Here is a 15,305-nt window from a genome sequence, read left to right as displayed (position 1 = left end):
CGGGAGGGTACCGAGCCCCGTGTCAGCCCAGGACCGCGCGATGCACGGCGACGATGCCGCCGCTGAGGTCGCGGACCCCCACGTCGGTCCACCCCGCTGCGCGCATCCAGTCGGCGACCGTGCGTCGCGTCGGCCAGGCCCGGATGCTGTCCGCGAGGTACCGGTAGGCCTCGGGTGACGGTGAGAAGAGGCGCGCGATCCGTGGCAGAGCTCGGCCGAGGTACTCGGTGTAGAGCCTGCGGAACGGCCCCCACGTCGGCCCCGCGAACTCGAGCACGACGAGTCGTCCGCCCGGTCGGACCACGCGCGCGAACTCGGCCATCGCGCGGTCCGGCAGGGGCACGTTGCGCAGACCGAACCCGATCGTGATCGCGTCCACACTGTCGCGAGCGAGCGGTAGTCGGCGCGCGTCGGCGTTCACCCACGAGACCGACGGGACAGCGGCCGCGGACAGCCTCCGCGAACCCTCCGCGAGCATGTTCCACGACAGGTCCAGGGCGATCACCCGACGCGCACCCCGGACGATCAGGTCGCGACTGAGGGCCCCCGTGCCCGCCGCCAGGTCGAGCACCGTGGCGCCAGCCGGGTCCGCGGCGTCCGCCGCGACCGCACGCCACCGCGCGTCCTGGCCGACCGACAGCAGCGCGTTGAGGAGGTCGTAGCGGGGCGCGACGCGGTCGAACATCGCCTGGACCAGGTCGGCCTGCTTGGCGTCGGGCCGGGCGTCGGGCAGCGGTGCCGACCCATCGGGGCGTGCGGCACCAGGCACCACTGGGGACTCCGTCGAAGGTCTGCGGGAGAGGCGGCCGGGAGGGTAGCTTGACCCTTGGCACACCCCACCGCCGGATCGCGCAGGAGATCGCATGCTCCACGCCTACTGCTCGTTGTGTGGCGGCGAGGTGCCCATCAACAGCGAGGGGCGCTGCCCGAGCGGGCACCTCGTCCAGGTCGAGTCCGCGGCATCCTCGCCCGCGCCAGATGCCGAGACCGCAGCAAGCGAGGGCCCCGAGCCGGCTGAGTACGAGGTCGACCTCGGGGCGGGCGCCGCCACGGAAGCCGGCGAGCCGGAGCCGTGGACGGCGCCGATCCCAACGGGCGACGCCCCGGCTGCGCCGGCTCCTCCTCCACCCGCCGTCCCCGCGCCTCCGACGGTCTCGGACCCCTCGCTAACCGGTCCCGCCGAAGATCTCGAAGGGGAGTTCGACCTCGACGATCTGCAGCAGGCGGTCACCGACCTCGGCATGGAGCCCCCACCAGCGTCTCCACCCCCTTCGCCACCCGCCGCGACACCACCGCCGGCTGCGACACCGCCGCCACCCGCGTCACCGCGACCCGCGCCGCCCTCCCCGATCGACGAGGTCGCCGCGGCCGCGGCGGACATCGCGGCGCCCGGCCAGGATGACGTGGCCGACGCCCTCGCGGAGTTCGAGATCGCGCCGCCCGCAGGATCCCCCGCGACGGCCCCGGATGCGGGTGCTCCCACGCCCTCGACACCGCCGACTCCCCCTCCACCTCCAGGCGCCGCTGCGCAGCCCGCTCCCCCGCCGATCCCGCCGCCTGCCGCGCCGGCTCCTCCCGCGGAACCGGCGGTGTCGCCGCAACCGGCGACGCCCACCTCGGAGGAGGAAACGGCGGACACCGGCGCACCGCAGGGATCGCCGTCCGCTGCCGGGCCTCCGGCTGACCTCGACCCCTACAACTTCACCGCGCGAGGCTCGAAGCCATCGAAGACACGGCGGTCATCGAACGACGATGACGAGGATGGGAAGAAGGGACGGTTCCGGCTGCGCCGGTGATCGTCACGCGGCCTGTTCGACCGGGTAGGTCTCGAGGATCTCGTAGAGGGTGTTGCGCTTCGCCGGCAGACGGCCGGCCGCCCCGATGAGCGCGATGATCTCGTCGGTGTCCGACCGGTGCTTGGCGCCCGCGGCCGACACGACGTTCTCCTCGAGCATCACCGAGCCAAGGTCGTCGGCGCCGAAGTGGAGGCTCAGCTGACCGACCTCCTTGCCGGTCGTGAGCCAGGATCCCTGGATGTGTGCGACGTCGTCGAAGAACAGCCGCGCGACCGCGAGCAGCCGCAGGTACTCGAAGACGCTGGGCGACTGGCCGAACAGCTTGTTGTTCTCGGCCTGGTAGGTCCAGTGGATGAACGCTCGGAAGCCGCCGGTGCGGTCCTGCACATCCCGGATCATCGCGAGGTGCTCGATGCGTTCGGGGATGGTCTCGACCGTGCCCATCATCATGGTCGCGGTGGACTCGATCCCGATCGTGTGCGCGAGCTCCATCACCTCGAGCCAGACGCGGCCCGGCTCCTTGAGCGGAGCGATGAGCGATCGCGGTCGCTCCGGGAGCATCTCCGCCCCGGCCCCCGCCAACGAGCTGAGGCCCGCGGCGCGCAGCCTGGTGAGAGCCTCCTCGAACGCGATCCCGCTGACCTTGCTGATGTGCACGACCTCGGACCCGCCCAGCGAGTGCAGGAACAGCTCGGGGTGGCGGCGGTGGGTGCGCCCGAACAGCTCCTCGTAGTACTCGATCCCGAACTCGGGGTTGTGTCCACCCTGGAACATGATCTGGCACGCGCCGAGATCGACCGCCTCGTCGACGCGGCGGTCGATCTCATCCCAGTCACGCACCCACGCCTGGTCGTGCTTCGGGGGGCGGTAGAAGGCACAGAACTTGCAGTTCGTGACGCAGATGTTGGTGTAGTTGATGTTGCGTTCGATGATGAAGGTCCCGCGACCGTCGGGGTAGCGGCGGCGCCGGACCTCGTCGGCGGCGCGGCCGAGGGCCTGGAACGGGGCGCGCTCGTACAGCAGGAGCGCCTCGTCGTCACTGATGCGGCCGCCGTCGGCAGCGTGCGCGAGCAGGTCGGCGATCTCGGTCGACCGGCGGTCCTCGGCGAACACCTGCACGACGGGCTCCTGATGGTGGAGCTCGAGGGTATCCGGCGGCTGCGGAGCTTCCACAGGCACGGCCGGGTCCGCGACCACGTCGGTACGCTCCACACGTACGGTCCCGTCCATGCACGAGAGAGCGGTCGTGAGCGAGCTGTCGGCGCCGCTGCCAGCGGGTGTCCCCGTGGCCACGGGGCTCACGTACGACGACCTCTTCGACTTCCCCGACGACCACCTCCGGCGCGAGCTCATCGACGGGGAGCTGTACGTGACAGCGCCGCCGATCGTCCCCCACCAGCACGCCGTGACCATCCTCACGGTTCGTCTCTTCGCTTACGTCGAGGAGCACGGCGGGCGCGTGTACCCCGCCCCGACCGGTGTGTGGTTCGCCGAGGATACCCACGTCGAGCCCGACGTCGTCTTGCTGACGCGCGACCACCTCGAGCGGCTCGAACGGCGCTACATCCGCGGTGGACCCGACATCGCGATCGAGGTGTCGTCGCCCTCGACACGGCGGCTCGACCTGATCAACAAGCGCAACCTCTACGAGCGCGAGGGCGTGGCCGAGTTCTGGTTCGTCGACCTCGAGGTTCCGTGCATCGACGTGCACCGCCTACGCGACGGCGCGTACGGGGCGCCGGAGACGTACGGACCCGGCCAGCGGCTCACGACCCCGCTCCTGCCCGGCTTCGAACTGGACGTCGAGGAGGTGTTCGACGCCGAACGGTGATCAGCGGTCGACCGGGGCGAACTCGAACGGCGGGACGTGGTCGAGGCCGACGTCACCAGCAGCGACCAGCTTCTCGGCGAAGAGTGCCAGGCCGGTCTGCTCGCGCGGCCCGAACCGGAAGCTGAGGCCGCGGAAGTAGGACTCGAGGAACGCGGCATCGAAGGGCTCCCAGCGTGCAACGTCGGCGGCGATCGCGGCGACCTCGGCCAGCGAGTGCTCGAGCGAGCGGTGCAGGCCCTCGTAGACCGCGCGGCACGCGTCGCGGTGCTCGTCGGCCCAGTCGGCCCGCGCGGCCCAGACGGCGAACACCATCGGCATGCCGGTGAGCGCGTGCCAGTGCTCGCCGAGGTCGTAGGTGTCCACGTCGTGGGCGGCGTAGTTCGCCCGCAGGGCGTCGTCGCCGATCAGCAGCGCCCCGTCGGCCTCCTCGAGCATCCGCGGAAGGTCCGGTGGACAGGTGAACGTGTCCACCTTCACCTGCCAGCGCTCCTGCATGAGCAGCTCGAGCAGCGACACCGAGGTCGCGGACGTGTTGGTGAGCGCGATGGTCGCCCCGTCCAGATCCTCCACGGGGACCTTGGTCGCGAGGGTGATCGATCGCACGGCCCCGTCGGCCGCGACGACGAGGTCGGGTAGCAGCAGCAGCTCGCTGGCGTGGCGCAGGTACTCGACCGACGAGATCGGCGCGACGTCGAGCTCGCCATCGAGGAGCATGCGGTTGAGCTCGGTCGGCGCCCCCTTCGTCAGCTCGAGATCGAGCACCGCCTGGCTGTGGACCAGCCCGTGGTACAGCGGGAGGCAGTTCAGGAACTGGATGTGTCCGACCCGCGGTCGCTGCACGAGCCGCAGCTCGCTCATCTCAGGCACCGGGGTTCGCGACCGGCAGTTGCCTCACCCGGAAGGGGCGCTCGTGTCGATCCTCGTCCGGGGCGGGATGGCGGGGGTAGACCCGCAACGGCCGGTAGCGGGTGTCGCGCTCGACCGGGATCCGCCCCGCCTCGCGGATGAGGCGCAGCAGGTCAGAACGGTGCATCGTGTCGGGTGTCTGACCGTCCGGGTCGTGGGTGATCTTGTACTCGACCACCGACCCGTCGAGGTCGTCGACGCCGAACTCGAGCAGCAGCTGGCTGAGAGTCAGTCCGTGCATCACCCAGAAGCACTTGAGCCGGTCGAAGTTGTCCAGCAGGAGGCGGCTAACCGCGAACACCTTCATCGCCTCGGCACCGGTGGCGATGGGGCGCGGGATGCGCGACCCCTCGGGGTGGAAGCGCAACGGGATGAAGGTGACGAAGCCTCCGGTGCGGTCCTGCAGCTCGCGCAGGCGCAGCACGTGGTCGACGCGGTGGCGCGGCTCCTCGATGTGGCCGTACAGCATCGTCGCCGGGGTCCGCAGCCCCTTGCCGTGCGCGAGCTCGTGGATCTCGGACCAGCGCTCCCAGTGGCAGTCGTGATCGACGATCCTCGAGCGCACCTCCTCGGCGAAGATCTCGGCGCCGCCACCGGTGAGCGACTCGAGGCCGGCATCGATCAGCTCGTCGAGGATGGTCTCGGCGTCGCGCCCCGTGAGCTCGCAGAACCAGTCGACCTCGGTGGCGGTGAACGCCTTGATGGCGACGCCTGGCAGCGCCTGCTTCAGCTGGCGGATGGCGTTGGGGTAGTAGTCGTAGGGCAGCGTGGGGTGCAGGCCGTTGACGATGTGCAGCTCGGTGAGCCCCTCGGGCTGCATCTGCTCGGCGAGACGGACCGCCTCGGGGATGCGCATCGTGTACGCGTCGGGCTGGCCCGGTTTGCGCTCGAAGGTGCAGTACTCGCACGACGCCACGCACACGTTGGTCAGGTTGAGGTGGCGGTTGACGTTGAACATCACCGTGTCGCCGGTGCGCGTGCGCTGGACCTCCCGGGCGAGCCCCCCGAGCCACGACAGGTCGTCGCAGGCGTACAGCGCGTTGCCGTCGTCGGCGGTCAGGCGCTCGCCGGCGAGGACCCTGCCCTCGATATCGCGGAGCTGCCCGGTGGCTGTCGTCGTCACGCACGCCTCGCGGTCGGTGAGGCCGTCAAGGGTGGCCGACCGGAGCTCCCGCTGCCAACCCGCGCCCCGCGGGGCGCACGGCAGTGCCCCGGCCGCAGTGGCCGGGGCACCGCTGCTGCTGATGGCTCAGCCGGGGAACACCAGCGTGCCGGCGGGCGACGCGGGGTTGAACGTGACGCCCGCGGGAACCTCGGTCGTGTCCCAGACCCAGGCGCCCTGGTTGTTGGCGAAGCTGCGGACCCCGATGGTGATGGTGCGCTCGATCGTGCCCGCGCCGCGCTCGAGGTTGTAGCCCTGCAGCCCGGTCACCGTGAACGTGTACTTGATGCTGGCACCGGTCGAGCTGCGCTCCGCGGCCATCGGTGTGCCGTCGGCCTGCCTGGCGACGACATCGACGCCGTCGATCCGGATCCACAGGAGCGCGGCCTCGGTGTCGTCCACTCGGGACGTTCCGGTGTCGATCTTGTGCACCTCGACCGTGAAGGACTCGAGGTTGCCGGTGAAGGTCCCCTCCCAGATCCCGTCCATGCCGTTGTAGGGGTTGTCACCGCTGGTCAGGAGCGTCTCGTAGGTCCCGCACCCCTCGCCCGCCGTGACCGAGCCTGCGGGCGGGGTGGTGTCCCAGGACGGGATGTTCGAGTTCGCGATGATCTCGGCGTTCTGGAGCTTGAGGTCGCCCGCGCAGTGGAAGTAGTTGGCCTCGGTGCAGATCAGGCGCGGCTCCTCGCCTTCGGCGTGGGTGCCGGTCTCGCGGCATCCCTCGGGCGGGGCTTCGTGTGCGGCGATGCCCGGCAGGGCGGTGACCGCGAGGGCCACGATCGTGACGATGGTGCGCGAACGCATGACGACTCCTTCGTGGAGGATGGACTTGCCGGGATCCGCCCGGGAAGTCAGGTCGAGGGGGTAATTCGCCCTCGCCCCGCCGTTCTCCTGCCGCGGCTCGACCTCCAGTGGGCGACCCCGCGTTCAGACCGCGGGGGCACGCCGCGCGTCGCGCTGCTTCCGCGGAAGCGTCCAGCATCGTCCGGATGGTGGGTAGCAGTGGCCCGGCGGAGCGTCTCAGGATCCCCGCGGGGCGCACACGCCGGTCACCCGCTTCCGCGGAAGCGGTCAGGCGGCGTTGGCGAGTTGGGCGGGGTTTTCGAGTCGGCGCAGTTCTTGGTGTAGGACCATCACGCAGCTGTCGTAGTCGGCGGGGGTGCCGTCGCGGGCACGCAGGATGTCGGGGTCGTAGCGGCGCCAGTCACGCGCTTCCGCGGAAGCGCCCAGCATCGCCCGGGTGGTGGGTAGCGGCGGGCCGGTGGGGGGCTTGAACCGGGCCCGGCCCTTGCCGTCGTGGATGATGACCCAGTCCCGTTCGTGCACGAACGTGTGGTGGTAGCCGCACAGCACGATCAGGTTCTCCAGCACCGTCGGTCCTTCACGTTCCACGGGGATGATGTGGTGGCCGTGCAGCCCGCGGCTGCGGTGACAGCCCGGGAACCGGCACGTGCCATCGCGGGCCAGCAGCGCCCGTCGTAGCCGGGGCGGGATCCGCCGGGTGGTGCCCGACACCCCGGCGGTGTCGCCGTCCTGGTCGTGACCGATCAGCGCGTAGCGGGCGCTGCACGCCAGGCGCTGCAGGGTCCGTGCCGACATCGCCGCGCGGCGACGACCCCACCGGGTGACGGTCTCGACCACCTCAACCCGGTCCTGACCCGACTCGGGCGGGGTCAGCTGCTCGACATCGGCGTGGATCACCAGCGTGGCCGCATCCGCCCCCGACACATCCTGGGCCACCTCAACCGCCAGGCGCTCGGCCGCGGCCAGCAGCGCCTCGACCCGCTGCACCAACTGGGTCGGCAACACCGGATCCTCCCCCGCCTGCTTGGCGGCCGCGACCGCCTCCCGACGTACTGCCTCCACGTAGGCGTCGAGGCGTGCCAGCGCTGCCTGCGCGTCGGCGGTGGGCACCACGATGCGGATCTGGGTCAGTTCGTGATCGAGCTGAGCGCTGGTCAGGCTCGCCCGATCCCACGCCGGCACCCCCTGCTGCTGCGCCCGCACCGAGCGGGTGAACCCCGCGATGATCTGATCCAGCTGCTCACCCGTCGCCTGCTCCGCGAAACGGACCAGCAGCGGCTCCAGCCGCGGATCTGACACCCTCGTGATCGCCCGCGCCTTGCTGTAGCTGAGCTCGCCCGCCTCCAACCGGGCCTGCACCTGGGGGAACGACGGCAGCCGCAACGCGACCCGGCAGTGCTCCCGCGCGGTCGAGGACGCCATCCCCACCGTGTAGCTCAACCACGCCGCCGGCGTCCTCGCCCCCTCGATCGCCCACACCCCCCGCACCAGCACCTCCCGCAACAGCCGCAACCAGCGCCCCATCGTCGCCGCCGCCAACGCCGCCTGTCGCCGACAATGATCCTCCAACTCCCCATCATCCAGCTCCGCCAATGCCGGATCACGCTCCGACGTCTGCGCGTAGATCACCAGCTCCTCCCAACCACCCAGCTCCGGCAACACCACCGCTTCACCCTCGCCCGCGCCGGACTCGGCCTGGGCAGCACGAGCATCCATCCTGGTCAGCAACTCACGGACCTGCACACGCATCACGACCCTCCATCCGGGAACGTCGCCACGCTACGCGCCACCTGTGACACCAACTCCCGCACACACGTACCCATCGTGCGTTCACCGCGCACCTTGTGGGAGTCCCCGTGACCACCGCGCGACCCCGCGTTCAGACGGCGGGGCTCACGCGCTCGCCGGTCTGCACCCGCCACAGGCTCGCGTAGGTGCCACCGTGTCGCACGAGGTCGTCGCGACGACCGATCTCCTCGACGCGTCGGGCCGACAGCACGCAGATGCGGTCGGCGTTGCGGACGGTCGAGAGGCGATGCGCGATGACGATCGCCGTCCTGCCGACCGCGAGGCCCTCGAGCGAGCCTTGGATCGCGGCCTCGGTCTCGTTGTCGACCGACGAGGTGGCCTCATCGAGCACCAGGGTCGGAGGATCCTTGAGCAGCGCCCGCGCGATGGAGGGCCGCTGGCGCTGGCCTCCCGCCAGCTTCTGCCCACGCTAACCGACGCCGTCGAAGCGGACCTCACCGGAGATCCGGTCGCGCGGCAGAGGTCGAGGACCGTCCGCGATCGCGACGGGCGTGTCGAGCAGGTCGAGGACCCGCCGGGTGGACGCCATCGCTCGCTGGTACAGATCGAAGGTCTCACCGAGCCGCGTGAGCGGCCACAGCAGCCGTTGCGTGTAGACGACGAGCACGCTGTAGGAGCCCACGGCGAACATGCCGTTGAGGGTGAGCGTCCCGCGGTACAGCAGCGTGGCGATGAACGCTGGTCATGATCGCGACACGGATGAGCGGCACGAACACGACGGAGAGCTTGATGGCGGCGCGGCTGCGCTAGCGGTACTCGCCGGACTCGGCGGCGATCCGGTCCACCTCACGTGGTTCCGCCGTGAAGCTCTTGATCGTGACGATGGCGCCAAGGTTGTTGGCCAGCTGGCGGTTCAGCAGCCCGACCTGCTCGCGGACCAGGGCGTAGCGCGGGGCGATGCGCGACTGGGTTGAGCACCGAGAGGACCGACGCCCCGACGATGGCGCGCCGGTGGCCGCCGGCGTAGCGCGACAGAGGCGTCGGAGGGGAGCGTCGCGGCGATCGTCGGCGGTCATGGAGCACGGATGCTACGCCCCCGGGTGTCTCCTCAGAGGACCCGGAAGAGGCCTCCGGCAGGCCTGGACTGCTCCAGAGCCGACGCTCTCGTCGTCAGGCCGTCGAGATCTGCTGGTAGGCGAACAGTGATCCCGGCGCGATGTTGAAGTTCAAGGCCGCGGGGACCTCCACGGCGTCGTAGACGAAGACCGCCTCGTCGCCGTAGGTGAAGCCGTTGATCTGGAACCTCACCGTGTGGGTCTCGTCGGTCGAGTCGACCTCGCCGAGGGTGTCCCAGATGTCGGTGAAGGCGAAGCTGATCCTGACGAGCTCGTCACTGATGGGGGTGTACTGGGTCAGGACGAGCTCGTTGCCGAACGTGTCGAAGACGGTCGTCCCGTCGATCTCGAGGTGGAGTTGGCTCCAGAACTCAACGAAGACGTACTGGTCGACCGGGTTGATGGCGTACAGATCGATCGCCAGCGTGTCGATGTTGCCTTCGAACTCGCCTTCGACCGTCAGCGCGAAGCGATCGTCGGTGTGGCCGGCTGCGGCCGCGGCGTGCCAGCTCGTGAGCGTCGCGCCTCCGCTCCCAGCCTCGTAGGAGCCCGCTGGTGCCTCGGGCGAGAAGGTCGGGTAGGTGTCCTGGCCGGTGACACCGCGGACGTTACCGATGCGCGCGGCGTTGGCCTTGATGAAGGTGTCCAGTCGACACGCGAGGACGTCATCGGCGTGGACATCCGGCGTGTCGTTCGGATCGGCGAGCGAGTAGCAGCCCTCGGGCTGATCCGCCGCGATGAGCAGGACGCTGGTGAGGGCGAGCAGTAGCAGGGAAGCCGAGACACGTCGCATGAGGACCTCGTGATCGTCGTCACGGGCCCCTTCGCCGTCCGACCCCCGCTCTCCTGCCTCGTCGACGGACGTTCGCGCGGTTCCCACCGCGGCGCTGAGTGACCGGTCCGCCACCGCCTCGACCGGGATCGAACGCGAGGCTGGCCCTCAGTTCGCCTGATCGATCACGGTGCTGATGATGCCGAGCGCCCCGATGACGATGGCGACGTAGCCGTTCACGGTGAAGAACGCCCGGTTCACGCGGGTCAGGTCGTCGGGGCGTACCAGCGACTGTTCGTAGGCCAGCATCACCGCTCCGATCGCGACCGCTGTCCACCAGAGCGCCCCGAACCCCGCCGCGAGACCGAAGCCGATCCAGAGGGCGACCGTGAGGACGTGGAGCGCGCGCGACAGCGTGAGCGCACCCGCGATGGTGAAGTCAGCCGGGAACGAGTGCACCCCCTGGCGTCGATCGGCGTCGACGTCCTGGGTCGCGTAGATGAGGTCGAAGCCCGCCATCCAGGTCCCGACCGCGAGCCCGAGGAGCACGGCAGCCACCGTGAGCTCTCCGGTGATGGCCAGCCACGCCCCGACCGGGGCGATCGCCTGCGTGAAGCCCAGACCGAAGTGGGCGGCCCACGTCCACCGCTTCCAGTAGGGGTAGATGGCCAGCGCCGCCAGCGCGATCGGGGCCAGCGGCCAGGTGATGGGGTCGAGTTGGCTGAGTGCCCCCGCGAAGATGGCGACGCTGACGGCGACCCCTCCCCACGCGGCGCGGGTGGTGAGCGCCCCCGTCACGAGCTCGCGCTGCGCGGTCCTGGGGTTCTCGGCATCGAGGTGGCGGTCGACGATGCGGTTGATCGCCATGGCGAAGGTCCGCGCCGCGACCATGGCGACGATGACCCACAGCGTTCCCGCGACGGGCGGGGCGCCGTCGGTGGCGGTCCATACCGCGAGCAGCGCGAACGGCAGCGCGAACACGCTGTGCTCGAACGCGATCATCCCCAGGAACCGGCCCACCGCGGTCCGGCGGAGCGGGGGCGCCTGAGGCGATGGGGAGGCCGAGGCCGGGGTCCGTGTCATCGCCAGAGAACGCTCAGTTGGCCAGTGACGCCTCGAGCCTGATCTCGACGCCCGCCAGAGCCTTCGAGACCGGGCAGTTGGCCTTGGCGTCCTCGGCGGACTCCTGGAACGCGGCATCGTCCATCCCCGGGACGGAGGCCGTGGTCTGGAGCACGATGGTGGTGATGCGCCAACCGTCGTCGAACTTCTCGACGGTGACGTCGGCGGTGGTCTCGATGCTCTCCGGGTCGTGGCCTGCGCGGGCGAGCACCCCAGACAGCGCCATCGAGAAGCAGCCCGCGTGAGCCGCCCCGATGAGTTCCTCGGGGTTGGTGCCGTCGCCCTCCTCGAAGCGTGATGGGACGCTGTAGGGGCCGGTCCAGACGCCGTCGCCGATCGTCATCTCGCCCGATCCGGATCCAAGGCTGCCGGTCCAGACGGCGGTCGAAGTGCGTGTGGGCATGGCGGCTCTCCTGTCGAAGGCGGGAGGACGAGCCTAGTCAGACGACCGATCGTGCCGTGATGGCAGCGGTGGCAGTCCGAACGCCGACCAGCGTTCATCGATGCGAGCGACGACGTCGGGGTCCTGGGTGATGTCGGGCGGCCACTCGCGGGGGAAGCCCTCGCGTGCGGTCTTACGGGTCGCGTCGATGGCGATCTTTCCGCCCCAGTTGAGCTGGTAGCTGGAGTGGTCGAGCGAGTCCACGGGCCCGAGCGTCGTGATCGTGTCGTGTTGCCAGTCGACGTTGTTGAACGTGCGCCAGGCCACCTCGGAGTAGTCGTGCACGTCGACGTCCTCGTCGACGACGACGACGAGCTTGGCCAGGCTCATCAGGCCGAGTCCCCACAGCGCGTGTGCCATCTTGAACGCGTGCTTGGGGTAGCGCTTCTTGATGCTGACGATGACGCACGAGTGGAACACGCCCTCGAACGGCATGGACAGGTCGACGAGCTCGGGGAGCTGGAACTTCAGCAGCGGCAGGAAGATGCGCTCGGTGGCCTTCCCCAGCCAGTCGTCCTCCTGCGGCGGGATGCCCACGATGATCGACGGGTAGATGGGGTCCCGGCGGTGGGTCACGGCGGTGACGTGCAGTACGGGGTACTCGTCCGCGAGCGAGTAGTAGCCGGTGTGGTCGCCGAACGGCCCCTCGGTGCGCCGCTCGGTCGGGTCGACGTAACCCTCGATGACGATCTCGGCGTCCGCGGGCACCTCGAGGTCGACCGAGACACACTTCGTGAGTTCGACGTTGGCCTGGCGGAGGAACCCGGCGAACACGTACTCGTCGATGCCCGGCAGCGGCGCAGTGGCGGCGTAGGTCAGGATCGGATCACCGCCGAGGACGACCGCGACCTCGATCCGTCGACCGAGCCGACCCGCCTCCTCCTCCTGCTCGGCGCCGTGCTTGTGGATCTGCCAGTGCATCCCGAGCGTCCGCCCGTCGAACACCTGGAGGCGGTACATGCCGACGTTGCGTCGCCCCGTCGTCGGGTCGCGGGTGATGACCTGCGGCAGGGTGATGTAGCGGCCGCCGTCCATGGGCCAGCACTTCATGATCGGGAAGTCGCGGAGCAGGTCGATGTCGTCGCCGCGCTTGACGACCTCCTGCACGGTCCCCTTCTTGACCTGCTTCGGCGGGGTGTGCGCGATGTCCTTGAGGTCCTTGAGCTTGCCGAGCTTGCCCAGCAGCCCCGCTGGGACGTCGAGGTCGAGCATCTTCTCGATACGCCGCGCCGGTTCCTCGAGGTCCGACGCGCCCAGCGCGAGGGCCATGCGCTTCTCGGACCCGAAAAGGTTGATGACGAGGGGCACGTCGTAGCCCTCGACGTTGCGGAACAGCAGCGCCGGCCCACCGGCCTTGACCACCCGGTCAACGATCTCGGTGATCTCGAGCTCAGCCGACACCGGAGCGGTGATCTCGTGCAGTTCGCCGGCGGCCCTGAGGGCCGCGAGGAACTCGCGCAGGTCGCGGTACGCCATCCCACGAGCCTACGCGGTGGAACTCAGCTCACGACGATGGTCGCCTGCATAGCGCCCGGATGAACCACGCAGAAGTAGGCGACCTCGCCGGCCTCATCGAAGGTGATCGTGACCGTCTCGTCGGCTGCGAGGTCCTCGTCGAACGTCGCCGCGACCGGTGCGTCAGGGGTTCCGGCCGTCACGGTGTGTGGGACCGGGTCGAGGTTGGCGAACGTGACCGTCGTGCCCGCGGACACCTCGAGCCTCGGAGGGCTGAACTGGATGCCGCGGAGCTCCACGGTGTCCGGCGCCAGCTCCTCGTCGCAGTGGGGGTCGAACGACGCGCAACGGGTCACGTCATCGCTCGCGTTGCCCGCCGCGGGCGCGGAGGTGTCCGCCGTCTCAGCGCCCCCTCCGCAGGCAGCGGCGAGGAGGGCGAGCAGTGCGAGTGCGAGCGTGGTTCGCAACGTGGGTTCCTGGCGGCGAGGTCAGGGGTGGTTCGCAGCCGGCCTGAGTCCAGCTCGGTCGAGCGCGATGTCCGAACGGCCAGGGGATCACGCCAATCCATCGCGAGGGGCACCCACGAACCAGCCACGCAAGCCGCCCAGCAGATCGCTGCGGCGAACCCCACCCAGGAGACACCACGATGCGTTCACTCAGGACGCGGTCGAAGCCGACCCGATCGACCCGCCGCCGTTCCGGCGTGAGGTCCATCGCGGCTGCCACCGCCTTGTCCGTCGCGCTCGTCGCGTGTGGTGGCAACGGCGACGACGCCGATGATGCCGCCCCCGCAGCCGAGACCGCGACCCAGACCGAAGATCCATCCGAAGGGCTGACCGAGGACACCGGCAGCGCCACCGGTGCAGAAGGCGGTCCAGACACGCCCGCCTCGGAACTGCGTGCGACGTTGACCGCCGGGTTGCAGGAGCACGTCTACCTCGCCGGGATCGCGGTCTACACCGGCGTCCAGGCCGGTGGCGACCTCGAGGACCCGACGTTCCAGGCCGCAGCCGGAGCGCTCGACCAGAACAGCCAGGACCTCGCCGCCGCGATCGGCTCGGTCTACGGCCAGGAAGCTGGCGACGCGTTCCTGCCCCTGTGGCGCAAGCACATCGACTTCTTCGTCGACTACACGCTGGCGAAGGCCACCGGTGACGACGCTGCCGCGCAGCAGGCCCGAGACGGGCTCGACCAGTACCGCACCGACTTCGGCGCGTTCCTGGCAGGCGCCAACCCCAACCTGCCGGCAGACGCCGTCGCGATGGAGCTGGTCCCCCACGTCGACACCGTGTTCGACACGATCGACGCGGTCGTGGCCGGTGACGGCACCGCCTTCGACAAGCTCAAGACCGCCGCCGGCGTCATACCCGGCACCGCCGCGATCTTGGCGGGCGGCATCGCCACCCAGTTCCCCGATGAGATCTCTGGCGACCCCGCCAGCGCTGGCGCCGACCTGCGGTCGACGCTGACCGCCGGGTTGCAGGAGCACGTCTACCTCGCCGGGATCGCGGTCTACACCGGCGTCCAGGCCGGTGGCGACCTCGAGGACCCGACGTTCCAGGCCGCAGCCGGAGCGCTCGACCAGAACAGCCAGGACCTCGCCGCCGCGATCGGCTCGGTCTACGGCCAGGAAGCTGGCGACGCGTTCCTGCCCCTGTGGCGCAAGCACATCGACTTCTTCGTCGACTACACGCTGGCGAAGGCCACCGGTGACGACGCTGCCGCGCAGCAGGCCCGAGACGGGCTCGACCAGTACCGCACCGACTTCGGCGCGTTCCTGGCAGGCGCCAACCCCAACCTGCCGGCAGACGCCGTCGCGATGGAGCTGGTCCCCCACGTCGACACCGTGTTCGACACGATCGACGCGGTCGTGGCCGGTGACGGCACCGCCTTCGACAAGCTCAAGACCGCCGCCGGCGTCATACCCGGCACCGCCGCGATCTTGGCGGGCGGCATCGCCACCCAGTTCCCCGATGAGATCTCTGGCGACCCCGCCAGCGCTGGCGCCGACCTGCGGTCGACGCTGACCGCCGGGTTGCAGGAGCACGTCTACCTCGCCGGGATCGCGGTCTACACCGGCGTCCAGGCCGGTGGCGACCTCGAGGACCCGACGTTCCAGGCCGCAGCCGGAGCGCTCGACCAGAACAGCCA

General features: G+C 70.1%; 14 protein-coding genes and 1 pseudogene. 3 read left to right on the top strand and 12 right to left on the bottom strand.

Annotated elements, in window-relative coordinates; genetic code table 11:
* Positions 1–22 precede the first annotated feature (22 nt).
* Positions 23–865 (bottom strand): ubiquinone/menaquinone biosynthesis methyltransferase, encoded by an 843-nt coding sequence (locus KY469_19500; protein MBW3665285.1) that lies wholly within the window; start codon positions 863–865, stop codon positions 23–25.
* On the opposite strand from KY469_19500, the gene KY469_19495 reads away from it, so the two are divergent.
* Positions 864–1,796, top strand: coding sequence for a hypothetical protein (locus tag KY469_19495; protein ID MBW3665284.1), 933 nt, complete (start codon positions 864–866; stop codon positions 1,794–1,796). The genes KY469_19500 and KY469_19495 overlap by 2 nt on opposite strands.
* 3 nt (positions 1,797–1,799) lie before the next feature.
* On the opposite strand, the gene mqnC is transcribed toward KY469_19495, so the two are convergent.
* A complete protein-coding gene (gene mqnC / locus KY469_19490) occupies positions 1,800–3,026 on the bottom strand; it encodes a dehypoxanthine futalosine cyclase (protein ID MBW3665283.1) in 1,227 nt (408 codons plus the stop codon).
* Positions 3,027–3,042: 16 nt separating this feature from the next.
* Here mqnC and KY469_19485 point away from each other — a divergent pair, with 16 nt between their 5' ends.
* Positions 3,043–3,627 (top strand): Uma2 family endonuclease, encoded by a 585-nt coding sequence (locus tag KY469_19485; GenBank protein ID MBW3665282.1) that lies wholly within the window; start codon positions 3,043–3,045, stop codon positions 3,625–3,627.
* Here the strand turns inward: KY469_19485 and KY469_19480 are convergent, their stop codons facing one another.
* The 10 genes and pseudogenes from KY469_19480 to KY469_19435 all read right to left on the bottom strand — a co-directional run bounded on the left by KY469_19480 (position 3,628) and on the right by KY469_19435 (position 13,621).
* Positions 3,628–4,476 carry a menaquinone biosynthesis protein gene (locus KY469_19480; protein ID MBW3665281.1) on the bottom strand — a complete coding sequence of 283 codons (849 nt, stop codon included), beginning with the start codon at positions 4,474–4,476 and terminating at the stop codon, positions 3,628–3,630.
* 10 nt (positions 4,477–4,486) lie between these two features.
* Entirely contained in the window at positions 4,487–5,656 is a 1,170-nt protein-coding gene (gene mqnE / locus KY469_19475; protein ID MBW3665280.1) for an aminofutalosine synthase MqnE, read from the bottom strand.
* Between the two features lie 126 nt (positions 5,657–5,782).
* On the bottom strand, positions 5,783–6,499 hold the full coding sequence (locus KY469_19470) for a hypothetical protein (GenBank protein MBW3665279.1): 717 nt from the start codon (positions 6,497–6,499) through the stop codon (positions 5,783–5,785).
* 267 nt (positions 6,500–6,766) lie between these two features.
* Positions 6,767–8,248: an HNH endonuclease gene (locus KY469_19465; GenBank protein MBW3665278.1), complete on the bottom strand. Its 1,482-nt coding sequence runs from the start codon at positions 8,246–8,248 to the stop codon at positions 6,767–6,769.
* 130 nt (positions 8,249–8,378) lie between these two features.
* Positions 8,379–9,324, bottom strand: a pseudogene (locus KY469_19460) (ABC transporter ATP-binding protein/permease).
* Between the two features lie 94 nt (positions 9,325–9,418).
* Entirely contained in the window at positions 9,419–10,156 is a 738-nt protein-coding gene (locus KY469_19455) for a hypothetical protein (protein MBW3665277.1), read from the bottom strand.
* A gap of 147 nt (positions 10,157–10,303) precedes the next feature.
* Positions 10,304–11,218: a putative 4-hydroxybenzoate polyprenyltransferase gene (gene ubiA / locus KY469_19450; GenBank protein ID MBW3665276.1), complete on the bottom strand. Its 915-nt coding sequence runs from the start codon at positions 11,216–11,218 to the stop codon at positions 10,304–10,306.
* Positions 11,219–11,231: 13 nt separating this feature from the next.
* Positions 11,232–11,660 (bottom strand): OsmC family protein, encoded by a 429-nt coding sequence (locus tag KY469_19445; protein ID MBW3665275.1) that lies wholly within the window; start codon positions 11,658–11,660, stop codon positions 11,232–11,234.
* Positions 11,661–11,693: 33 nt separating this feature from the next.
* Positions 11,694–13,175, bottom strand: a complete 1,482-nt coding sequence (locus KY469_19440; GenBank protein MBW3665274.1) for a menaquinone biosynthesis decarboxylase — start codon at positions 13,173–13,175, stop codon at positions 11,694–11,696.
* Between the two features lie 23 nt (positions 13,176–13,198).
* Entirely contained in the window at positions 13,199–13,621 is a 423-nt protein-coding gene (locus KY469_19435) for a cupredoxin domain-containing protein (GenBank protein ID MBW3665273.1), read from the bottom strand.
* A 236-nt stretch (positions 13,622–13,857) separates the two neighbouring features.
* Between KY469_19435 and KY469_19430 the strand changes: the two genes are divergently transcribed.
* On the top strand, positions 13,858–15,305 hold a 1,448-nt coding region (locus KY469_19430; GenBank protein MBW3665272.1), incomplete at its 3' end, for a hypothetical protein.

Source organism: Actinomycetota bacterium (assembly GCA_019347575.1).
Classification (GTDB): domain Bacteria; phylum Actinomycetota; class Nitriliruptoria; order Nitriliruptorales; family Nitriliruptoraceae; genus JAHWKY01.
This window is presented reverse-complemented; position numbering and strand designations above follow the sequence as displayed.

Bases quoted from the DNA above. Each gene is read 5' to 3' on its own strand.
- KY469_19495 (MBW3665284.1), top strand. From the start codon at position 864: ATGCTCCACGCCTACTGCTCGTTGTGTGGCGGCGAGGTGCCCATCAAC.
- KY469_19500 (MBW3665285.1), bottom strand. From the start codon at position 865: ATGCGATCTCCTGCGCGATCCGGCGGTGGGGTGTGCCAAGGGTCAAGC.
- mqnC (MBW3665283.1), bottom strand. From the start codon at position 3,026: ATGGACGGGACCGTACGTGTGGAGCGTACCGACGTGGTCGCGGACCCG.
- KY469_19470 (MBW3665279.1), bottom strand. From the start codon at position 6,499: ATGCGTTCGCGCACCATCGTCACGATCGTGGCCCTCGCGGTCACCGCC.
- KY469_19465 (MBW3665278.1), bottom strand. From the start codon at position 8,248: ATGCGTGTGCAGGTCCGTGAGTTGCTGACCAGGATGGATGCTCGTGCT.
- KY469_19455 (MBW3665277.1), bottom strand. From the start codon at position 10,156: ATGCGACGTGTCTCGGCTTCCCTGCTACTGCTCGCCCTCACCAGCGTC.
- ubiA (MBW3665276.1), bottom strand. From the start codon at position 11,218: ATGACACGGACCCCGGCCTCGGCCTCCCCATCGCCTCAGGCGCCCCCG.
- KY469_19445 (MBW3665275.1), bottom strand. From the start codon at position 11,660: ATGCCCACACGCACTTCGACCGCCGTCTGGACCGGCAGCCTTGGATCC.
- KY469_19440 (MBW3665274.1), bottom strand. From the start codon at position 13,175: ATGGCGTACCGCGACCTGCGCGAGTTCCTCGCGGCCCTCAGGGCCGCC.